The organism is Calothrix sp. CBUCES-K 9914, from assembly GCF_059640475.1.
This window is the reverse complement of record NZ_JBXXZH010000022.1, coordinates 15,864-37,939: the sequence shown is the minus strand read 5'-3', so window position 1 is coordinate 37,939 and position 22,076 is coordinate 15,864. Positions and strand designations below refer to the sequence as shown.

Here is a 22,076-nt window from a genome sequence, read left to right as displayed (position 1 = left end):
CAAAGAAAAAAATGATTATTATATGAAAAAATTCTTTATCTTTGTTACTTTTGTATCTTGTCTCGCCATTTTACCAGCAACTGCACAACTGGGAAAAGTATGGACGGACTTTCAATCTTACTCAACAGACTTACAAAACCATCTTAGAAATAACTTAGATGAGCTAAAACCGTTACAAATTTCAGGACAAAGTGCAATAACTGGCGCCACAGGAGAACTCAATATCCCTAACCCAATAGGCGCCGGAGAAATTCTTAGTAACGATATCAATATAAACTTATTGTCGAGTAGCTATGAAACAAACCCGTTAATCAACTCAAGAATTTTTGGCAATGAAATGAACCGTTTAATATTTCGCAGTTCTGCCGCTGGGGTATTAGGAAACAACGGACAAATACGAACAAAAATCAAACTCCAAGACATCGAAACAGAATTAAAAAATCTTGACGCATTTACCCAAGAAGCAGACGAAAATAACCAAAATTTTATCAACGATATTAATAGCCGAATTAATCAAATTACTGGTAATACTTTTAACGATATTTCACTTTTCGGAACCTTACGAAATCTCATTAACCAATCTAACTTAATGCTACAGCAAATTAGAATACAGCGTTACCAGTCAGAAATCATCGCCGAAACACTCGCACAAACAGTTCATGAAAATCAGCTTTTACAATACTCCAACTTAAACCTTGCTAGTATTGCCCAAGAGATGGAAGACACAAACCGCGCGCGTCGGGTAGACAACTCAACTGAAGCAGCGCGACTTTTGCGTACTACTTCTCAAACTGACTTATTCGGTCGCAAACCTTGATGATATGATGATTTTTATTGCCCAAATCGGTGTAGATAATGTAATTGGTAGCGGCGCCACTACATCAAAAAGTATCGCCGATGCATGGGATAAGCAGTGGTTAGATTTATTACAAAGTAGTACTGGTAGTTTTTACGGAGCATTAACAAATTTAGGTATATTTTTTGCAGTAGGAACATTATTATTTTTTATGTTCCAATGGCTCAAAGATTTGATATATAGTGATTATTCGCGACCTATATCAGCTTTGATATGGCCGTTTATTATCGTATTATTACTGACGAATACGGGAAATGGGAGTCCGTTATCTAACTTGACGTTAAGTGTAAGGAATTTACTCAACACAGTTAACCAGCAAATTATTACAACAGCAGACGCGAATAAAGTATATCAGCAAGCTTTGAACATGAGTACTGCTGAAGAAATAGCGGGTTCTTTGCTACGTCCATGTGGGTCACTTCTGGGAGAACAACAAAGTCAATGCTTAGTCAAAGCAAGTGAAAAAGCTAGCTTACTGTGGCAAGAATATCGGAATTTATACGGTAATCAAATTTGGATAGACCGTTTGGAAACAAAGGTAACTCAAATTGCTTATAATACAGGCAGTGTATCAGAAAGTACCTTTAATGCATTACTTGGTTCGACAGTGCAAACGATTATTAAAAACTTTTTTGTTTCGTTACAGTATGCGTTTCAGAATCTTATCGAAGCTACGATGTTGTTAGTAGCTGCTTTAGGCCCACTCGCAGTCGGAGGTTCTTTATTGCCAATTGCTGGGAAACCAATCTACGCATGGTTAACGGGGTTTTTATGTTTAGGGATTTCTAAAATATCTTTTAATATAATCGCCATATTAACAGCCGCAGTTATTGTCAATGGCCCCGGACAAGATGCAAGTACTGACCCTGACTTGATGTGGTTTATGATTTTTCTTGGCTTATTGGCGCCTATCGTTTCTTTAGTTATAGCAGGTGCAGGAGGGTTTGCGATATTTAACGCCATTAGCTATACGGGTGCATTAGTTCGAGATAGAGTTTAGCAAAGGTGTGAAACATGGTTCGTTTACTCGAAAAGAAAAAAGCTAAAACAAGTGTTCTAACCATTTTTGCGTTTACGACTTTTGGGTTACACCTATTAGCTTTGTTTGTACTAGTGTTACAAGGTCTGAATATTCATCAGATGAGTTTACACAAACCTCCCAACTTTGTGCAAATGATAGACGGGAAGACAGTGGATATAAACAAGTCTAACTTAGAACCGGAACCTGAGACAATACGTCAGTTTGTGAACAAAAGCATGACGCTAATGTTTAACTGGTCGGGGAAGTTACCACCACTGTCTATCGATGAAGCAACACAACCGAAACCAGACGGGGGTATATTAGTACCAACAGGAAAGGGGAGTCAAAAAATTAGTACAACTAGTTGGGTTGCAGGGTTTGCGTTATCTGAAGATTTTCGTAAGGGGTTTTTGGCAACAATAGCTTCCATGACACCACCCGAAGTTTTTTTGAATAATTCTAATCAAATTTCATCACAGTTAGCTGTAAAAAGGATATATCCTCCAAAAAAGATTGCTCCTGGTAAGTGGAAAGTTGGGATGGTGGCAGATTTAATTCAAAAAAAACAATCAAATAACCGTAGTATTATAACTCCGTTTAATAAAGATTTTTTAGTGCGTTCGGTAGATTCTTTTGGGTATCCGCAAAGTATGAAAACGGATTTACAAAAAGCTATTTATAATGTGCGCGCGGATAAGTTGGAGATTTATGAAATTAGAAATTTATGTTTGGTGGATGAGTATAGTGGTTTGAGTCAAGGTAATTGCGGTAATTTGAGAAATGACCAGAGGTTTATTAAATAGATTAAACCACAAAGGACACAAAGTACACAAAGGAAGAGTTAGAGGTGATGAAAGCTGAGAGTAAGAGAAGTAGTTTTTTGCCGTTGTTTACTGTAGCGACGTTTGGGTTACATTTGTTTACGTTTTTGGTGTTGACGTTTCACTGGTCGATGTTGCAGCAGTTACAGAAACGCTTAACTCCTCAAAGTTTGGTGCAGTTAATAGATGGACGCGCGATAAGTGTAGACCCAAAACCTGATATGGAGAGATATCCGGAGACGATAAGACGGTTTGTGGGTGAAACGATGACTTTAATGCTTACTTGGTCGCAGCAACAACAACCACGCACGGTTTGGGAAACTAGTTCTGTTTTAGTCACTGATAATTTAAAGCCAAAGTTAGAATCAATAATTAGTCCCACACAAACTTTGAGTCAAGGAACCGAAAACGTCTTAGTTATTCAAACCATTAGTCAACCTACTAAAATCAGTGAGGGTAGATGGAAAGTTGAAATAGTCGCAAACCAAATAATTTTTACAAACTCTGATAAATTAGGAAAAACAGTACCCTTTAATAAACAAATTCTAGTACAAGCAGTAGAGGCGCCTAACTTTGCCTCACTACCAAACTTACCAGTTCCCTTAAATATAGCAGTATCCCGTCTTGGAGAAGCAAGACTCCAAATATATAACGTTTGTGACATTAAAGATAAAAACTGCTCGTGAGGTGCGTCAAAGCAGATCAATTTTTCTTTTTATTGAAGATTGTAATAGCTTTGACGCACCCTACCCTCTCTCTGCCCCCTGCGCCTCTGTGGTAAAGTAAAAAAGGTATTAAATTATATGAATAAACTACCAACTACCCCCGATACCGAAGACTGGGAAAAACGAATGGCAAAGTTAGTAGGACTAGAAACAACGCATCCTACCAACAACCAACCACAAAACATCAGTACTCCAGAACCCCAAGAAGTACAAACCAAACAACCATTATCCTCAAGTCCCTTTGCAAAACTGGGTTTAGTCGGCGCCGCGACGTTTGCTATAGTTTTAGTAGCGGGTGTATTTCTATCACAATTAATGAATCCTGGCAATCAAAAACAGAAAGTAAATACCATCACCGCACAACCGCAACCGACACTTCAACCATCTCCATCAACCGACTCAGAAATTGAAAACCTAAAAACAAAACTAGCATTAACCGAACAAGCACAAGCAGTCAGAGCAGCACAACAGCAACTCAGAAACCCCATACCAGTATCTCCTAAATCCACACCTCAAACAATAGTAAGAACACAAATAAGAACACAACCACCCGTCACCAACCGAGTCCGGGTAGCATATTCAGATACACCTCGAACAAATAACTATACTCCACCCTTCATACAACCACGACCACAATTACGACCACAACCACAACCAGAACGTGTACGCATTGTTACAGTAACAGTACCTGCAAAACCCCAACCAATAGTAAAACCAACTACAGCAACTATTCAACCAACACCGCAAATAACAGCAAACTCATTAGAAGATTTAGTTAAGCTAGCTGAGTTAAACGATTACTACAAAAAAGATTCAGTTGCTAGTAATACTCCTGTTATTCAACCTACACCTACATTACCAGTGATACCAGTTACTCCCACTCCAACCCCGAAACCAGCAATAATATCCACTCCTGCACCAATTATTGCATCACCACCTATACCAACGCCCACACCAACACCCACACCAAAGGCGCCGTCAGTAGCGGTAGGTAGTTCAGCAAAAGCAGTATTTGCAACTGCCTTATTTGGAGAAAGCACCCGTAGTAGTAGTAACAACAACAGCGCAAACGAAACAGGAAAACCAGTATTTGTAGTGCGCTTAAAAGAACCACTCAAATCTACAGACGGAAAAATAGCTTTACCAGTTAACACAGAACTATTAGCAGAAATTCGTTCAATTAACGAACAAGGTTTAGTTCAACTTAACGTCACCAAACTAGTAACTCGTAATAGTAATAGCTTATCAGAAAAAACTTTACCCGAAAATGCAATGATGATTCGCGCGCGTGAAGGTAAACCACTTATAGCAAACCAATATTCTACCAAAGGAGGGTCAGTAGCTTGGATGGACACACAACTATTTGTATTAGGAGGTATTGGCAAAGCAGCAGAATTAATTAACCGTAATGAATCTCAAATTAGCGTAAGCGCTGGTAGTACTACAGTTACGAATAATGGCAATAAACGCAATATATTAGCAGGTGTCGCCGAAGGGGGTATAACTACAATAGTTCCTCAATTAGCCCAACGCAACAACCAAGCGATTTCACAAATGATGAATCAACGCACTAATATATGGTTTTTACCTGCTGGAAAAGAAGTTGAAGTGTACATAAATCAAACTATGCAATTTTAATATATGTTTTTTCTACAAACCTAAACAATAGCAGCAATTTGGGAATTAATGCAGAGCATACCGTTATTGATTTGGGAGCAGGTACAGGAAACTTTGCATAGTACTTTTACATGGATTATTGAAGGAATGTTAACGAGAGCAGATTTTGAAATTGTGGAGGCAAATTGTAATGCAGCAACTTATGCTGAGTATTTGTGCATTAAAACAGCTTGCTGATTGTAATTTTGTGTATATCTATTTACCACAGAGACACAGAGAACACACAGGAAAGATTTGTTAATGAACACTATTTTGGGTTAAGTGATTGCTTTGCTTGTTTTGTAATGGTTTAATATTATTATCCCCATAATTAATAATTTTCACCTATAATTAGTTCTAAGGTATTTATGAGACACGTAGATGTAGAGACGCGAGAAACATCGCGTCTCTACAACGCATGATTGGAGAAACAGTTTACAAAGTTTAAATTGTAACTAAGTATTTAAAAAAATGGGGAATTTCTCTAAGTTTTCTTCTGACCGTGACCACAGCAAGAACTCTGAAAAATATAGCGAACCTGTAGCTTTACCTTGGTCTGAAGAGGCTGGTGATGATTGGAGTTTTCGCGACTTTCTAGGTATTATACGGCGCCGTTTACTAGTTGTGGTTGGGGTGGGAACGATTGTCATGGGGATAACCGTTAACTCAACGGTAAACCAGAAAAAAGAGTATGAAAGTAGTTTTAGGTTGTTAGTGGAATCAGTAGACGATAGCAAGGTGCTTGATATTACTAAAGACCAAAGTTCAACTTCTAAAACGAGTTTAGATTACGAAAGTCAAATACAGGTTCTTAAAAGTCCTGATTTATTGAGTGATGTGGTTCAGAAATTACGAAAGTCTTATCCAGAAATTGACTATCTAACGTTGATTAACTCCCTAACAGTCGTTCGTTTGGGTGAAACTAAGATTATTGAAGTACGGTATCGAGGTGAAAATCCGGCAAAAGTTCATGATGTTGCCAAGACTATTTCTCAAGATTACTTGAAGTATAGTTTGCAGAAACGACAAACGAAACTGCGTCAGGGAATTACCTTTGTTGAAAGAGAACTTCCTTCTGCACAAAGACGAGTCGATGCAATTCAACGAGATTTACAGTTTTTTAAACAAAGAAACAATTTTATAGACCCAGAAACTCAAGCGCAGCAAATTACAACTCAGCTTAGTTCCTTATCGCAACAGCGACTCACTGTTAATCAACAGTTAGCACAAGCGCGCGCAAGTGCATCTGAATTAACTGGGAATAACGGTCAGTTAGCTGCGTTGAACGATGCAACTGTTTACCAGCAGTTGCTTGTGCAAGTGCGTCAGTTGGAAGCACAAATAGCTGCGGAACTCGCGCGTTTGCAAGAAGATAGTCCGACTATTCGCACGTTGAGAGAGAAAAGGGATAATTTATTACCTTTATTAAATAGAGAAGCACAGCGGATTACAGATGTAAAGGTTGCACAAGCAGCTACGCAACTGCAAACGTTACAGATGCAGAGCGAAGAACTTGCTAAAGCTGAAAAAAAACTCGAAGAACAGCGTAACCAGTTACCTGTACTCGCGCGACAGTATACCGAATTGCAGCGAAAATTACAGGTTGCTACCGATAGTTTAAATCGTTTTCTGACGACCCGCGAAACTTTACAAATCCAAATCGCACAGACTGAGTTACCTTGGCAGTTAATTCAACCAGCAAGTCAACCAGAGTCTCCAGCATCAGATACGAAGCGTGCTTTAATTATGGGGTTGCTTGGTAGTATCGCAGCAGGAGCCGGCGCCGCAATATTATTAGACAAGCTCGACAATACATATCATACAGTGGCATCGCTCAAGGAAGCAGTCAAGCTACCCTTGGTAGGTACTATTCCATTCGAGAGACAACTCTTTAGCGAACAAAATCGTACAAATAAACAAACAAGTTCAACAATCCAAACAATAAACTCACAGCATCCGAGTATTCCAGAATTAAACATCGCGCGCGTATCAGATTATGGTAACTATTCCGAAAAGTTTTTAGAAGCTTTACGAGTACTATATACAAACATTCAGTTTCTTGGTTCCGACCGTCCTATTCGTTCGATAGTAGTAAGTTCCGCAATGTCTTCTGATGGTAAATCAGTAATTGCCTTTCATCTTGCCAAAATTGCCGCAGCAATGGGTCAAAGTGTACTGCTAGTCGATGCAAATCTACGTCAACCTACTATTCATACGCTTTCTAACCTCAATAATTTATGGGGACTAACTAACCTTATTTCAACCAACTCCCCTATCAAAGAAGTAATTCGACCCTACCCGCAAATCAAAGAACTATCTATTATTACCTCTGGCCCAACACCCCCAGACCCCATCAAACTACTATCTTCCGAAAAGATGAAGCGACTCATGGCAGAGTTTCAAGAACTGTTCGACATAGTAATTTATGACACGCCTCACTTAGATGAACTTGCTGATGCTAGTTTGTTGGCGCCTTCAACAAATGGAATTTTACTTGCCGTGAGAATGGGTAAAACTGAAACATCACAACTAAAACGCGCCTTAGATAACCTCAAACTTTCTCGGATAAACATTCTAGGTGTCGTTAGCAATGCTCAGAAAAGAAGTTAATCTATATACTATTGGTCTGTGTCATTAATTTTGGTGTGTTGCTATAGATTTTGATCCCCCCTAGCCCCCCTTAATAAGGGGGGAATAAGAGCAGTTTTAAGCCCCCCTTATTAAGGGGGGTTGGGGGGATTTGATTCTACAACTCCCCAAAACTATTGACACGGACTACTATGTCGTTAAATTATCTATAGTACTGGATTACTCAGTATTCTTTCCTTTGTTGGTCAATCCTTCTTGAAAGGGTTGCAATTTGTGAATGAAATCTGTAAAAATGAGAAGAATATGAAAAACCTCTAGTAATTTACAAATGGCGCTCGTGAAACTTGACACCCCAACCAGCTTAACTGAACCAATTCTGTCGGAGAACGACTTCGGCGCCGCAACTGGCATTGCCACTATTGAAACACTACAGTCAATCCCAGAAAAGGCGCCTTGTAAGAAGGAGTCATTGTGGGTAACTTTCACTACAACATTTGTAACGATATTTTTAGCTGAGATAGGCGACAAGACTCAGTTATCAACGCTGTTGATGAGCGCTGAGTCCCACTCCCCAGTAGTAGTATTTCTGGGTTCAGCAGCAGCATTAATTACCACAAGCTTATTAGGGGTACTGTTAGGTAGTTGGATGGCAAGCAAGTTTTCACAAAAAACAGTGGAAAAATCAGCAGGAGTAATGTTAATGGTGATTTCCGTGATGTTATTTTGGGATGTTTTCGTAGGTTAATTTACCCCTTACCCGTTACTAATTATGAACTGGCACCTTTTAGGAATAAGCTTTATTACAGTATTTTTATCAGAGTTAGGCGACAAAAGTCAGCTAGCAGCAATTGCACTATCTGGACGTTGCCAATCCCCGCGCGCTGTATTCTTCGGTACTGCTGCTGCACTGCTATTAACTAGTTTACTGGGCGCCTTAGCAGGAGGTGCAGTTGCACAAGTTTTACCAACAAGATTACTCAAAGGTATTGCAGCAGTAGGATTTGCAATTCTTGCAGTGCGTTTATTATTTTTCAATAATGAAGAAGTTGACGAGTCGCAAGAAGAAACAGCTTAAAAAAATGTAACATTATTCATCTAAAAACAAGCTGTAGTCAACGTGGAACATTTTCCCTAGAACTGAAGCTTGTTGTAGATTTATATCTAAATTACCACTGAGAACTTTACCAACAGTTTCAGAGGAACCAAATACGTCTACTAAAGCAACATCTGTTGCATTCTGTGCTTCCATCAAATGAATTAACCGAGAACGTGGTGTAGAACAGTTCAACTGATAATTTTTATCTTCAAAATTTTCAATTAACTTTACAAGTAATTCTAAGAGAGTTTTTTCTCTGGAGTTAAATGTTTACGCGATAACATTTCCTCTACAATCTTTAGAAACTCTTCATTTTCTTGTTCTGTCTTTATAATTCGAGGTTGATACTGTGACATTTCGCGTGAATAATATGATTGTAGAGACTAAACATGTTTAGTCTCTACATAAATGTCGCTATGTCGTTATGATTTCAAACCTACACTAAACCTTTCTGGCGCCAAGACCATCCAAATATCAAGCCAATTGCTGTCAGCTTGAATAATTCAAAACTCCAGTATAAACCATGTAGTAAATTCATGGATGCTGGGACTTCAGATGCTTTGTCAAACAAGTTTAAGTTTATTCCTGTGGCACACATTTGTGGTGTTAAGAAATATGTAAACACAAAGGATATACTTAAGAGGGCAACGGCTAAAGCTGCTACACCACTGTACCAACGTAATTGAGTCTTTGATAAAACCAGAATACCAGTTAGAACTATACCAGCAGATAATAATTCAATGCGGTTGAAACTCCAAAAAATGGAGTAACCTGCAGAAGCGAAATTATCTAGGCTCATCATCCCTGAAAAGTACATACTAGGCATAATTACCCAGTCGAGGAAAAGGCTAGCACTTAGCCAGAAGCCTAGAGTTAATGTTAACACTGTGTGCCAAACAGGGCGTTTGAATTCAACGTTGGAAATAGCACTCATAGGAATAATTGCCTGTATATATATTTATAGTGTGTATTATAAAAAGTAACTTTGACAACAGATGGCAATTATCCTTAACAAATTGGTTGAATTTTACTAAGTATTTACGCTTATTTAGTGTCTATAACCCTTACTATGTAAGTAATTTGCTTTGACTAAGAATTATTAAGCTAATTGCGTGAATTAACACGAATACTTACTATTAAATCATTTTGGTGTACGTGCGCACGCTTAGAGTCATTGGTAAACCATTTTTAGGGCGGGTATTGAAATTGAAGAATAACTGCAATTTATAATCAGAAGGTGCCGTTAAAGGTTTATGAAACTTCTTAGCTTGTTTCTGCAAAACTTGCTGGCAGTGCCGACCCTACGTAATCAATTTTGGAATTGCTCCTTCGATACCTTCAACGTACCAGTTCATTGCTAATTGTGCTTTATCATCGAGGACTTTGCCTTTAGGAACTCGCACAACTCCATTTTGGTCTTTGACTGGACCATCGAAAGGATGTGCAGTTCCTTGAATGATTTCATCACGCTTTTGATTAATTAAGTTTTGTATATCATTTGCAATTACTGGGTTCATCGGTGATAGGTCAACCATTCCTTTTCCAATACCATCCCAAATATCCCCTGGTTTCCATGTTTTGTCTATTACTGCTGTGGCTCTTTCGGTATAATATTTACCCCATTGATTAATCGCCGATGTTAAATGAGCTTTTGGTGCAAACTTACTCATATCGCTGTTGTAACCAAATGCATAAATTCCCTTTTCCTCGGCAAATTGAACTACTGCTGCTGAGTCTGTATGTTGTGCTAATATATCGGCGCCTAAGTTAACTAAAGTTTGTGCAGCTTCCCGTTCTTTTGTTGGGTCGTTCCAAGTATTTACCCACACTACCCGCACTTTGCCTTTAGGGTTTGTTAATCTTAGACCTTGAGTAAATGCACCAATACCGCGTATAACTTCTGGTATCGGAGAGGCGCCAATAAAACCGATGATATTTGATTTAGTCATTTTACCAGCAATCATCCCGGTTAAATATCGCGCTTCTTCAAAGCGACCTAAATAAGTACCGACGTTTGCCGCGCGTTCATATCCGGTACAATTTTCAAAAGCGACTTGAGGAAAATCTTTGGCAACTTGAATTGTTGAATTCATATAGCCAAACGAAGTTGTAAAAATCAACTGATGACCATCAAGCGCTAATTGTCTAATCACCCTAAGAGCTTCCGCATCTTCGTTAACATTATCCACAAAAGTCGTTTTGACCTTATCTTTCAGACTTGCCTCCATCTGTTGACGTCCCAAGTCATGGGAGTAAGTCCATCCCACATCCCCCACAGTTCCAACATAAACAAATCCGACTTTTAACGGTTGATTAGCGACTGGTGAAGCTGATACTGTTGGTTCCGAAGTTATACTTTTACGGGAGCAGCTAGTAAACGTCATCCCAGCACCCGTTAACGCTGTATTTTTGATAAATTTTATAAATTCCCGACGTTCCATATTAGCCAATAAGCAAAAATATAAATGTTTTTGCTTGATTGTAGCTTTTATGATGGTTGTTTACCGTAACGTGTACGCTTGCCATGCTTGCCAGAATATATATATAGATAAAACAGCAAGCAGTGTCCGAAACGCTAAACTAATGATGTGGTCGGGAAGCTTTGGCAGATAACGAGTACCGATTTGGGCGCCTATCAATCCACCAATACCCAATATTAGTCCTTCTATCCACAAAATATTACCTTTAACTGCATGTCCAATTGTCGCAGAAATAGCAGTAATTATAATTACACCCAAACTAGTTTGAACCGCAACCTTAATAGTTTCCCCTAGCAGTATAATTTGTAAAGGCACCATAATTACACCACCACCTACACCAAATAACCCTGCAAGTACTCCTGCTGCCCCTCCGGTAAAGATTATTGCTAAAAATTGGTTAAACTTGGGCTGCGTATTTAATTCATGATTCGCCATTTTTCTACGTAATTCTACTAAATAAATATTTAGTAAAAGTAATATACCAAACGCTATTAGTAAAATATACGATGGAATACGCGCGGCAAGTTCTACACCTAGTTGTGCAGTAATAACAGCAGGTAATCCTATGGATATAACACGCTTGAAGCTTAAATAGCCCATACGCCAATTTTGGATACTTCCAGTTAGGGCAGTAATAACAATAGAAAAACTGCTAGTAGCAATAGCTTGAAGCGGCGTATATCCTAATGCTACTTGCAAAGGTACTAAAACAGTACCGCCGCCAATACCCAAAAATCCAGCTAGAATTCCAGATACTAGACCACCGATAACGAGGAATAACAATTTTGATGTGAGCATAGAATGTGGGATGAAGTATCCTTACAATACATTTTTTGGCAAAATAGATTTTGGAAGCATCCCATGCACACCCTTTTGTGGACTATTCACAACCTGACTAATCCGAAAATTTACAGCCAAACTACACAAGACATACGCATCCTCGGCTGATATACCAACAAAGCGTTCAAGAAAATCAATCATCTTAGTAACAGCATTTTCTAAAGCTTCATCAAGGGTATTTCCAAAACCCATCGTTATGATATCAGTTGGTGTTTCTGCGATTGGCGCCGACAAATGCAAATCTTTACGCAGTTTCAGTGTAATAGTACCATTCATCGAAGTTTCTATTGCCGTGACATTAACTTCCCCATCACCTTGTGCAGAATGACCGTCACCTATCGAAAACAAAGCACCAGGTACAAACACAGGTAAAAAGATGCGGGCGCCAGCTTGAAGTTCTCGAATATCGATATTACCACCATAATATCCAGGTGGTATCGAAGAGCGGTGTTCATCTTGAGTTGCCACACCCAAAATGCCAAAAAAAGGTAAGAGAGGTATTTCAATACCCGACCCCTTCGGAAACTCAGCGATATTATTATCTAAATCTAAATCAATAAATCTTAGCGCAGGTTGTGTAAACTTTTGTGGCAAGGCGCCCCAACCACTGCGAATAGCATTAAAACCAACAGGCAAACGCGGAGAAATAGAGTGTAGTTCAACTTCTAACACATCTCCAGGTTCTGCACCTGTTACATAAATAGGCCCTGTTAGTAAATGTGGACCTTTCTCAATCTTACGCTCAGGCGCCAAATTTTGACAAATATCTAAAAATTCAGGAGTTACAAACGCTGGTGGCGCCTTATCATAGACATAAAACCCACTATAAGTCTCCACTTCCACAACATCACCCGAATCAACCACAAGCGCAGGCGGTAGTGAATGCGAAAAACCACCTAGATGCACAGTTTCCTTTGTAGCCTTTAAAATATGACAGACCATTTGAGAATAAATAATTTTGTATCTATTCTGACATAATAGGCACCCAAAAAATTAATTCTCCATCTTGTGGAGCGGGCATCCCTGCACGCCTTAAAGATTGAACGCCTATATAAGCACCAAATCATTTTCATTAACCAGCCATTATAACCTTACGCCTCTACAGCATGAAATATAATTTTTTCTTCAGACTGACGAAATTCTATATTGAATTTGTCAAATATGACTTCACGACCGAGTAATAGTTGGGCAGCACCTGTATCAGTTTGTAACCATGCTACAGGTGCAACAAATTGTTTTTCATTAATAGTCATTTTTATATCACGCAGAACATAATGGACTTGTCCGCCAATAGTTTCTGCTACTAGTTTAGATTCAGAATCAGCCAAAACATATCCTAACTCTTCACCTGTTTTAAATGGAATTAAGCTAAGTTCGGCGCCGCTATCTACTAACATCATAGCATCTATTACTTTATTACCGTGTTGAAGTTGTACTTGATAATTTGGCTGCCAATCATGACGCACTACCGCACGAAAGCGAATTGGTAGTATTTGAACTGAACCTGTGGAACGAGGAACAAAATAAATAACAAACTTTTGTCCCGAAGCTTCTGCTATGTCTAAAACTTCTCGTAAATGTTCGCTATGGCTAATGATACCGTTTGCGTTATAGGCGATGTACTGATTTTTGTACAAATCTAGTAACATCCGTCGGTTTCTATTTAACCATTTGAGTAATTCTTGAGTTTCTTCTTGCGGCGAAGGTGTTATATTCATACGGATATATCCTCAAATTCGTTTATATTGATTTATATATTTATTTTACTCGCTTCACTAACAAGAAGGAGAAATTCTGCTGCGTTTTGACTTATCTAATCACGCACCTTGTTTTGTGATTCGTATTCTTCGCAAATTCTTAGAGCAGCTTCTAGTAATTTATCTAATAAATACTGCTTGTCTGTATCAAATAGTAATAATTCAACAAAAGTAATCACAACTAAAATAAAGACCTAGGTTGATGTCAAAAGTGTAGGTGGGTTATATCTTAATAATTCTTTCTTTGCGCCCTTTGCGTTCTTTGCGGTTTGTTCCTCTTCTCTCTGTGCGCTCTGTGTCTCTGTGGTAAATAAAATTACATCACTGCACAGGCAAGATGCCTATGCTACAAACCACCGACATGTAATGATACAAACTTAATTACATCATTTAAACCATGTTGAGTTTTTAAATTTGTAAATATAAAAGGTTTATCACCGCGCATTTTCTGAGCATCGCGTTCCATTATGCTCAAGTCGGCGCCAACATAAGGCGCCAAATCAATTTTATTAATTACAAGCAAATCAGACTTAGTAATACCTGGACCACCTTTACGGGGAATTTTATCACCTGCGGCAACGTCGATAACATAAATAGTTAAATCGACTAACTCAGGACTAAAGGTAGCTGCTAAGTTATCTCCACCGCTTTCTAAAAAGACCAAATCTAAATTTGTAAAGCGTGTTTCTAATTGTTCGATAGCAGCTAAATTCATCGAAGCATCTTCACGTATCGCAGTATGAGGACATCCACCAGTTTCCACACCTAAGATACGGTCTTTTGCTAGTGCTTGCGAGCGAACTAAAAACTGTGCGTCTTCTTGTGTATATATATCGTTCGTTACCACAGCTAAATTATACTGGTCACGCATTGCTTTACACAGCGCATCGACTAACGCTGTTTTCCCTGAACCAACTGGCCCTGCAACCCCGACTCGAAAAGTTGTCATATTTTATCAGCTTCTAAATAATCTTGTATATAGTGTCTCATGTTGCATACTAGCTAGGGATACACCCCAACTACAACAACTTAAGTCATCGTCTTCTAACTTTAATACTTCTTCAACCGCACTCGTTAAGACTGGCTGTAAGTTTAGTAATAGCTGCTGTCCTGTAGTTTGTCCCAACGGAATTAATTTGACTCCAGCAGTTACCAAGTTACTTACCCAACTATGTAAATATCCAAGTAATGCTGCTTTCATATCCAGATGCCAATATGCAGTCGCAATACCAAACGCGACTGCATAATTAATAGGGGCGCCAATATCACTAATTATCTTAATATCTGGCTGAAGCTTTTCGAGCAATTGAATCAATGACCGTCCCATCTGCAAACTGCTATTGCGTAACTCTTCGGTTTCTCGCACTGCTGTTAACCACATATTCCAGCGTGTCAATGCTTCAAAGTCTTGATTTTGCAAAGCTTGATATACACGTACTATTACTGCTGCTTCTAAACGGATGGCGCCATATTTTAATTCAGCAGTTAGCCAATGCATGAGAGTATTGTGGGATGTAATGACACTTTGTTCTATAAGCGTTTCTAATCCTTCCGAATAACTATATGCACCTACAGGTAAAGCAGAACTCGCTAGCTGTAAAAGCCAAATAAGATTAGTACTAGTGAGGGTGATGGTGTTCATAAGCACCCGTTTCCGGATGAAATGTTGAGATTTCAGATTTTACGTGTAATCCCAAGTGTTCAAGCATTGATTGTAAAACACTATCGGGCGCCAATCGTAAAAAATGAGGTGTAATTTCAACAGGGATATGGCGATTACCTAAATGATAAGCCGCGCGGAGTAAATCTAATTCATGGTGTGCGGTAACAGTAATTACAGCTTCAGGTTTCGCAACAATTCTGACTCTGATTTCATTTGCTTCATCAATTAAAATATCACCATCCTGTAACACAGTCCCGCGCGGTAAACGTAAAAACACAATCTTACCGTCTTCCGTCTCAAAACGGTGACGACTACGAGTCCGTTCTTCTGCTGTCAGCGCTAGTGTTAGAGTTACTAACACATCTGGGTTCGGTGGTTGGCGCCGGGTAACGGTTAACATTTTTTTACAAATAGGCGAGGTCTAAACATGATTATTACAGATTTGCGAGAGAAAAACTGGGATAATTTTTTTGCGAACCATTTGCAGGATTGGCAGGGTGTTTGCACAAAGTATTCACCTCAAGGTGAAATGTTTGAATATTTTGAAAGTTTGAGAAGTTTTCGCGGTAATCAAGAACAAACTCAGGTAATTCAAAACAACGAGTATAAGTACCCTGACGGTAAAATAGTTGAGAAAAGATGGCAAATCAACAAACAACAAGATAATTTAGCTGATGGTCTATGTCATGCAGCAATTCCAGCAATGCGGACTTTGTTTTTTGATCAAGGCGCCGCTATATGGTTTAAGAAGGAATTTGAAGTAGGGGTTAATTTCGCAGTTGAATTATTGTTGAAAGTAGATAATGGTCGCAATAGTGTAACAACTCATTACGATGGTGAGGGCAATTTAATCAGAACTGTATGTATTAGGGAAGACATTGATGGTTCACACCTTCAACATTGGACAACTGAAATGAATTTATTCCCAGAACGGGATTTTAGCGGTAATTGGCAAGGCACTTCAATAACGATGTCACCAGATTTACAGGTTTCAGATTCTGTAAAAACCCAGTTACACTTTCCCATCGAAGGTAATAAAAACTTCTTCTTTCCTAGTGGGATTTCGGTAAGCTGTCCTGGTCGAATAGCTCTTGGAAACAAATTCACTATCGTTGCCAATATAGTAACAGCATCGCACTTACAACAACTTGCGGTTAACTATGATGAGAATGGCACCTTTATTGATGTGAAGTTGGAATTATTCTCGCAGCAGTCTGTTTAGTTGCCCAATTAACAAATTTTTTCTTTGTGGTTCAAAGAGAAATTTTTTAACCACAAAGGACACAAAGTACACGAAGGTTAGAGCCATTTTATAGAAACATACCCACTTAGACAGGGGTACTTCACCAAAACCAATGTATATAATTTTTTTGTGAGTATAAAAATTATATATCAAATTTTGTCAAGACAATTTAATAAAACGTTGTGGAGTTCAGCTGTTTATTGTGTAGATGAGTTTATCTTTGAACCAGGAATAGCGTTATAAATTTGTAAAGCAGAGTATTTTTATGATTTCAACGCAAACAAAAATTGGAATTGTCGGTGGTGGTACTACTGGACTATATCTAACTATATTATTGAAAAGCCGTGGTTTTGACGTTTCTCTATTTGAACGAGCGCCGAAACCAAGAGTAGATGGGTGTGGTATTTTGATGATTGCCAGTGGATTGCAAGCTTTGTCAGTATATGACAGAGAACTTAGTAACGAAATTATTCAAGCAGGAATAAAAGTTAATACATACGTATTTCGTAACCTCAAAGGTGAAATAGCATTTTCTAACTCAGCAGCAGAAACAGAAGCAGCAACTGGTTTTCCTGCTGTTGTCGTGCATCGAGAAGATATCGCGAAAGCATTACTGCGACGTGTAAATTCCGAAAACTTATATTTTGACCATAGTTTAGAATCTGTAGAGTCAAACGATGGTAAAGTAACAGCGAGATTTCGTAACGGTCAATCCTGGGAAGGAGACTTATTAATTGGTACAGATGGATTGAATTCCAAAGTGCGGAGTTTTGTAGAACCAAACATTCAACCATCTTATCTCGGAGATATTGTATGGCGAGGAATTATGCCGAACAACTATATTTTCTCAGAAGGAGACTTTGTAGTGTATATTCGTGCGCGCGGTGTTTACGCAAACGCATTTAACATCGGTCAAAACCGCTGTCACTGGGGATTTTTTATCGAATGCGAACAACCAGAAGACGAAAAAGGATTACACGCACCAAAAAATACTCAAATGCCTCCTGAAGAATTAGCGAAACTCCCCGACACCATCCGTCAAACCATTGAAATGACACCTCAAGAAAATATAGTTTGCCGCTACTCTTACGACATTAATCCAATGCAGCGAATAGTTGCTGACCGAGTAATAGTATTAGGAGATGCAGCACACGCAAAAAGTCCATCAAGAGCGCAAGGAATGAGTAGCGGACTAGAAGATGCTGTAGTATTTGCAAACTACTTAACATCATCAGCTACAGTTGACGAAGCATTAGCAACATTTGAAAAAGAGCGTTTGCCAATCATACACGAATTGCAGCGAACAAGTCGAGAAATGAGCCAAAAAGCAGGACGCACAAAAAAACTTCAAACAGTTCAATAAGTAAGTTATATATAGGACGGGCAAGGATTAGAGTTCCACAATGGGGGGTCAATTCGGTACTCAACTAAATGTAAAATATTCCCGCTTAAACTTTGTTTGTCATATTCCTTAACAATTTTTCCACCTAAGCGTTCGGGAATTCTGCGACTTGGGTAATTATCTCTATCTACAGGATAAATAAGATAATCAAAATCAAGCTTTTCTTCTGCCCACTCCTTCAACTCGCGAATTGTTTCAATTCCGTAACAATTCCCGTGTGCGGATTTTTTGAGTCAAATTCCGAGTTCCGGTGTTTTCCTATTTACATTGTTAATTCCGGTGCAGCCTAAAAACTCTTGTGTATCTTTTTTTATAATTACAAGCTGAAGGTTTGTCCCTTGGGTTAAACCAACTATAGATTCATTTATAAACGATTCCGTCTCAAATATGTCTTTTGCTGAACATGGGGACATATAAATGGCGATTTCTGCTGTAAATTCTCTAAATATCTGTTTCTTGTACTTTATATCGATTGCTTTGAGTAAAAGTCGGTTTGTATATATTTCTGTTTGTAAAAAGTTCATACTTATATATAACCTGATTAACAGTATATATGTTTACTAGTATTGCTTAGTTGAAAATACTTACAAAAATAGAGAGTTACTTTTTACAACATAAATTTCACCAGTATGAGTACTAACAAAATCTCATAAAAAAGTCATCCTATCTTTAGGATGATTTTTTTGTAATTGCGCTATGATTTATCTAAAGTTTTGTTAAGATACCCCTAAGAGCAAATTTTTAACGGAATTTGGCTTTCAGGGTGTGGAGGAATAAATAACTACTGGCTTATTAACACAATTGAGGATAAAACAATGGACAACTATATTTTCTTCGATGATGCCCTCCGGATTCTTGTCAATGCCTTTTTGGCTTCTGTAACGCTACTTATCGCTGGTTCGGGTATTGGTTTGGCAGTAATTGAATCAATCGAAAAGACAAGCGAACGCTAAGTAATACAAAAGAAAGGGCATTTCTCATCCCCGCTTTTAATTTCCTGTATCTTAACAAAAGTACACAATTAGATGTTTGAGCTTTTGTGTGTGTTGCTTGCTTTGTGTTTGCCTAGCAGAGACACTGGTCATACTAAGTGTGAAAGTTTGATTGGAACGTGCGAAGAGTAAAACCTTTAGGGTAAGCTGTGCGATTTCAACTCACGAACGAAGCAAGCAACGATAGGCTTGTTGATAAAATATTTTTTGGTCTGAGGTCAAGTCCGAGGGCGAAGCTATTCAAACTACGACAATATATAGATAGGGATGTTTGGTAAACTACGTTCGCGCGTTTGCGGTAGTTTATGTGATTATTTTTTCGGTATATATATTTACCCAGGTAAGGAAAACTGTTCAATACTGAACTTGAGGTGTTAGTTTTTACAAAATAAAGGGAATACTGAGATTACAAGAAAAAAGACATTGCACAAGTTATGACGCTTGCCAGCTATATAACGAGTGTAATGTCGCCTCGAAATATTTCCAACCAAAGGATAACACTAAAATGGGTTTATTTGACAAGGTACTCGGTAATAATACGGTAAAAGAGGCAATGACTCCAGCAGAAGCTTTTGCCGCTATTACCGTGTCAGCTATTGCGGCTGATGGATATCTGTCCGAAGAGGAAACGCGCGGTATTTCTGTTGCATTATCAAGAATGAAGTTGTACCGCAGCTACCCAGAGGATGTGATGCAGCGGATGTTCGATAAAATTTTGAGTATTTTACGGCGTGAAGGAATGAATAGTTTGTTCGACACTGCTAAAGATTCCCTACCTTACGACATGCGGGAGTCAGCGTTTGCTGTCGCGACCGATTTGATTTTAGCCGATGGAGTTATCGCAATTGAAGAGCAAGAGTTTTTAAACGATTTGTATCAAGCTTTGAGTTTAGACAGCGAAGTTGCAACTCAAATTGTCGAAGTCATGTTAATCAAAAATCGCGGGTAATGGTGACGGATTAGAACGGATGTAACGGATGAGACAGGTAAATTATCCGTTACATCTGTTGCATCCCTTGCCAATATTTGCTTTTTCTGAAGAATTTGTTTATAACTGTTTTTCAATAAACATTTTTTGTAGGCAAATAGTAAAAATGAACTTCACAGAGATAGAAAGTCAAAAAATTTACATTTATTTTGTATTTATAAGCAATATTTCTCAACAGAAGGCGCCAAACTTTGACAAATTGAGGTAAGAATGTTAACCTCTACACTTCCTGTATTAAGTAAAAAAATATAGGATTTAAGGACTTTTATCCCCGCGTTATTCACTAACGTTGGAATATAAATAAACGAACCTTTGTAACAAATCCAAGCAAGATGTCCTGTTCTGCCACCCTCACTCAATTAATTGAAGCTACTGGCGCCCAGCCTGAGAATGTATCGGATACAGCATTAAATAATATAAGTATAGGTATACAAACAGACACAAGATTAATTAAACCGGGTGAAGTATTTGTAGCTTTACGCGGTGAAAAGTTTGATGGACATAAGTTTGTGTCTATGGCTATTGAAAAAGGCGCCGTAGCTGCAATTGTTGATTTTGATTATGAGAATCACGAATTAACTGTACTCCGAGTAAAAAATACACTCATAGCATACCAAAACATCGCGCGTTGGTGGCGAGATAGTTTGGATATTCCAGTAATAGGTGTAACTGGTTCTGTTGGTAAAACTACTACTAAAGAGTTGATAGCTGCGGTTTTAGCCACACAAGGCAAGGTTCATAAAACACACGCGAACTTTAATAATGAGATTGGTGTACCTAAGACTTTATTAGAAGTTGGCAAGGAAGACGATTTTGCAGTAATTGAAATGGCAATGCGGGGAAGAGGACAAATTGCTGAGTTGACGCATATTGCCCGTCCCACAATAGGAGTAATTACAAACGTCGGAACCGCACATATTGAGTTACTAGGTTCCGAAGAAGCTATTGCTTATGCAAAATGTGAGTTATTAGCCGAAATGCCAGCAGACGGTGTAGCTATACTTAACTACGATAACCCCTTATTAATGGAAGTCGCAGCAAAAATTTGGCAAGGTGAAGTTATCACTTATGGATTATCGGGTGGTGATATCCAAGGCAAACTTATCGATAATCATACTATCGAAGTTGCGGGAATGCGACTACCTTTACCCCTCGCTGGGCGCCATAATGCGACTAATTACTTAGCTGCTTTGGCTGTTGCGAAAGTGCTTGATATAAGCTTTACGTCGTTAGAATTAGGTGTAGAAGTTCATATGCCATCAGGACGTTCGCAGCAATTTACGTTACCCAACGATGTGGTAATCTTGGATGAGACATATAATGCGGCGCCGGAAGCGATGTTAGCAGCGTTAAATTTGCTCGCAGAAACACCAGGTAAGCGTCACATTGCAGTATTGGGTGCAATGAAAGAATTAGGAGAACGTTCACAGCAGTTACATCAGCACGTTGGTGAGATGGTAAAAAATCTCAAATTAGATGCGCTATTAGTTTTAGTTGATGGGCAAGATGCCAAGACTATTGTTGAAAGTGCTGAAGGTGTTCCATCTGAATGTTTTACTTGTCATACAGAAATGGTCGCGCGGTTAAAGTCTTATGTACAGGCAGGTGACCGTTTACTATTCAAAGCAGCACATTCAGTTGGGTTGGAAAAAGTAGTTAACCAGTTACGCGCGGAGTGCAACTGTTAAAATCTTTCCACCGCTATCCCCAAAAGCGATATGCAGTGTTCTTTGCGGTTCGTTAAAAAATAAACCGCAAAGAATATACAGTCCACGAAGTTCGAGACTGCTAGCTTCAAGTTGTCCAAAAACTTGTTCATGTCACACATGTCAGGTATCGCGCTCTTGGTAGCGCGAATAACGCTTCAATTTTACAAATAAATTACAAGTAGTGCGGATGTCATTTAACCCGGTAAAAATTAGTAACACTACCTTACCGAATTCCCCA

The 22,076-nt window shown here is 38.7% G+C and carries 24 protein-coding genes and 1 pseudogene; 13 read left to right on the top strand and 12 right to left on the bottom strand.

The genetic code is table 11. From position 1 onward, the window contains the following. The first annotated feature begins 22 nt into the window (after positions 1-22). The 8 genes from AC2JBO_RS07270 to AC2JBO_RS07235 all read left to right on the top strand — a co-directional run bounded on the left by AC2JBO_RS07270 (position 23) and on the right by AC2JBO_RS07235 (position 8,743). The gene (locus tag AC2JBO_RS07270) at positions 23-817 is read left to right on the top strand and encodes a hypothetical protein (protein ID WP_496952959.1); all 795 of its coding nucleotides are present in this window, start codon (positions 23-25) and stop codon (positions 815-817) included. A 7-nt stretch (positions 818-824) separates the two neighbouring features. After that, positions 825-1,856, top strand: coding sequence for a hypothetical protein (locus AC2JBO_RS07265; RefSeq protein ID WP_496952986.1), 1,032 nt, complete (start codon positions 825-827; stop codon positions 1,854-1,856). Between the two features lie 14 nt (positions 1,857-1,870). Further along, positions 1,871-2,680, top strand: a complete 810-nt coding sequence (locus AC2JBO_RS07260) for a hypothetical protein (RefSeq protein ID WP_496952958.1) — start codon at positions 1,871-1,873, stop codon at positions 2,678-2,680. A gap of 47 nt (positions 2,681-2,727) precedes the next feature. Next, a complete protein-coding gene (locus AC2JBO_RS07255; protein WP_496952985.1) occupies positions 2,728-3,384 on the top strand; it encodes a hypothetical protein in 657 nt (218 codons plus the stop codon). A gap of 117 nt (positions 3,385-3,501) precedes the next feature. Then, positions 3,502-5,061, top strand: a complete 1,560-nt coding sequence (locus tag AC2JBO_RS07250) for a TrbI/VirB10 family protein (RefSeq protein ID WP_496952957.1) — start codon at positions 3,502-3,504, stop codon at positions 5,059-5,061. A gap of 489 nt (positions 5,062-5,550) precedes the next feature. After that, complete coding sequence (locus tag AC2JBO_RS07245; protein WP_496952956.1) at positions 5,551-7,689, top strand: GumC family protein; 2,139 nt, start codon at positions 5,551-5,553, stop codon at positions 7,687-7,689. A 316-nt stretch (positions 7,690-8,005) separates the two neighbouring features. Further along, positions 8,006-8,413, top strand: coding sequence for a TMEM165/GDT1 family protein (locus tag AC2JBO_RS07240; RefSeq protein WP_496952984.1), 408 nt, complete (start codon positions 8,006-8,008; stop codon positions 8,411-8,413). Positions 8,414-8,437: 24 nt separating this feature from the next. Continuing rightward, positions 8,438-8,743, top strand: coding sequence for a TMEM165/GDT1 family protein (locus tag AC2JBO_RS07235; RefSeq protein ID WP_496952955.1), 306 nt, complete (start codon positions 8,438-8,440; stop codon positions 8,741-8,743). A 12-nt stretch (positions 8,744-8,755) separates the two neighbouring features. On the opposite strand, the gene AC2JBO_RS07230 is transcribed toward AC2JBO_RS07235, so the two are convergent. The 10 genes from AC2JBO_RS07230 to ureE form a co-directional block, all read right to left on the bottom strand. After that, the gene (locus AC2JBO_RS07230) at positions 8,756-8,956 is read right to left on the bottom strand and encodes a hypothetical protein (RefSeq protein WP_496952954.1); all 201 of its coding nucleotides are present in this window, start codon (positions 8,954-8,956) and stop codon (positions 8,756-8,758) included. A gap of 244 nt (positions 8,957-9,200) precedes the next feature. Continuing rightward, a complete protein-coding gene (locus AC2JBO_RS07225; protein ID WP_496952953.1) occupies positions 9,201-9,698 on the bottom strand; it encodes a hypothetical protein in 498 nt (165 codons plus the stop codon). Positions 9,699-10,065: 367 nt separating this feature from the next. Beyond that, positions 10,066-11,205 (bottom strand): BMP family ABC transporter substrate-binding protein, encoded by a 1,140-nt coding sequence (locus AC2JBO_RS07220; protein WP_496952952.1) that lies wholly within the window; start codon positions 11,203-11,205, stop codon positions 10,066-10,068. Between the two features lie 60 nt (positions 11,206-11,265). Further along, positions 11,266-12,042, bottom strand: coding sequence for a sulfite exporter TauE/SafE family protein (locus tag AC2JBO_RS07215; RefSeq protein ID WP_496952951.1), 777 nt, complete (start codon positions 12,040-12,042; stop codon positions 11,266-11,268). A gap of 21 nt (positions 12,043-12,063) precedes the next feature. Continuing rightward, positions 12,064-13,026, bottom strand: coding sequence for an acetamidase/formamidase family protein (locus AC2JBO_RS07210; protein ID WP_496952950.1), 963 nt, complete (start codon positions 13,024-13,026; stop codon positions 12,064-12,066). 149 nt (positions 13,027-13,175) lie between these two features. After that, the gene (locus tag AC2JBO_RS07205; protein ID WP_496952949.1) at positions 13,176-13,802 is read right to left on the bottom strand and encodes a DUF5678 domain-containing protein; all 627 of its coding nucleotides are present in this window, start codon (positions 13,800-13,802) and stop codon (positions 13,176-13,178) included. A 95-nt stretch (positions 13,803-13,897) separates the two neighbouring features. After that, entirely contained in the window at positions 13,898-14,020 is a 123-nt protein-coding gene (locus AC2JBO_RS07200; protein ID WP_496952948.1) for a hypothetical protein, read from the bottom strand. Positions 14,021-14,187: 167 nt separating this feature from the next. After that, a complete protein-coding gene (gene ureG, locus AC2JBO_RS07195) occupies positions 14,188-14,790 on the bottom strand; it encodes an urease accessory protein UreG (protein ID WP_496952947.1) in 603 nt (200 codons plus the stop codon). A gap of 6 nt (positions 14,791-14,796) precedes the next feature. Then, the gene (locus tag AC2JBO_RS07190) at positions 14,797-15,483 is read right to left on the bottom strand and encodes an urease accessory protein UreF (RefSeq protein WP_496952946.1); all 687 of its coding nucleotides are present in this window, start codon (positions 15,481-15,483) and stop codon (positions 14,797-14,799) included. Continuing rightward, positions 15,461-15,904, bottom strand: coding sequence for an urease accessory protein UreE (ureE, locus tag AC2JBO_RS07185; protein WP_496952945.1), 444 nt, complete (start codon positions 15,902-15,904; stop codon positions 15,461-15,463). Before ureE ends, AC2JBO_RS07190 begins: the two co-directional genes overlap by 23 nt. Positions 15,905-15,931: 27 nt before the next feature. Between ureE and AC2JBO_RS07180 the strand changes: the two genes are divergently transcribed. Next, the gene (locus AC2JBO_RS07180; protein WP_496952944.1) at positions 15,932-16,726 is read left to right on the top strand and encodes a DUF3598 family protein; all 795 of its coding nucleotides are present in this window, start codon (positions 15,932-15,934) and stop codon (positions 16,724-16,726) included. 286 nt (positions 16,727-17,012) lie between these two features. Continuing rightward, positions 17,013-18,110: an FAD-dependent monooxygenase gene (locus tag AC2JBO_RS07175; RefSeq protein ID WP_496952943.1), complete on the top strand. Its 1,098-nt coding sequence runs from the start codon at positions 17,013-17,015 to the stop codon at positions 18,108-18,110. Between the two features lie 5 nt (positions 18,111-18,115). Here AC2JBO_RS07175 and AC2JBO_RS07170 read toward each other — a convergent pair. Together AC2JBO_RS07170 and AC2JBO_RS07165 are read right to left on the bottom strand one after the other, a co-directional pair. Beyond that, positions 18,116-18,367, bottom strand: a pseudogene (locus tag AC2JBO_RS07170) (GNAT family N-acetyltransferase); the annotation flags it as partial. A 15-nt stretch (positions 18,368-18,382) separates the two neighbouring features. Next, a complete protein-coding gene (locus AC2JBO_RS07165; RefSeq protein WP_496952942.1) occupies positions 18,383-18,673 on the bottom strand; it encodes a hypothetical protein in 291 nt (96 codons plus the stop codon). Between the two features lie 291 nt (positions 18,674-18,964). Between AC2JBO_RS07165 and AC2JBO_RS07160 the strand changes: the two genes are divergently transcribed. From AC2JBO_RS07160 to AC2JBO_RS07150, 3 genes are all read left to right on the top strand, one after another. Then, positions 18,965-19,102, top strand: a complete 138-nt coding sequence (locus AC2JBO_RS07160) for a hypothetical protein (protein ID WP_496952941.1) — start codon at positions 18,965-18,967, stop codon at positions 19,100-19,102. 544 nt (positions 19,103-19,646) lie between these two features. Then, a complete protein-coding gene (locus AC2JBO_RS07155) occupies positions 19,647-20,090 on the top strand; it encodes a tellurite resistance TerB family protein (protein WP_496952940.1) in 444 nt (147 codons plus the stop codon). Between the two features lie 371 nt (positions 20,091-20,461). Next, positions 20,462-21,817 carry a UDP-N-acetylmuramoyl-tripeptide--D-alanyl-D-alanine ligase gene (locus tag AC2JBO_RS07150; RefSeq protein WP_496952939.1) on the top strand — a complete coding sequence of 452 codons (1,356 nt, stop codon included), beginning with the start codon at positions 20,462-20,464 and terminating at the stop codon, positions 21,815-21,817. Positions 21,818-22,076: the final 259 nt, after the last annotated feature.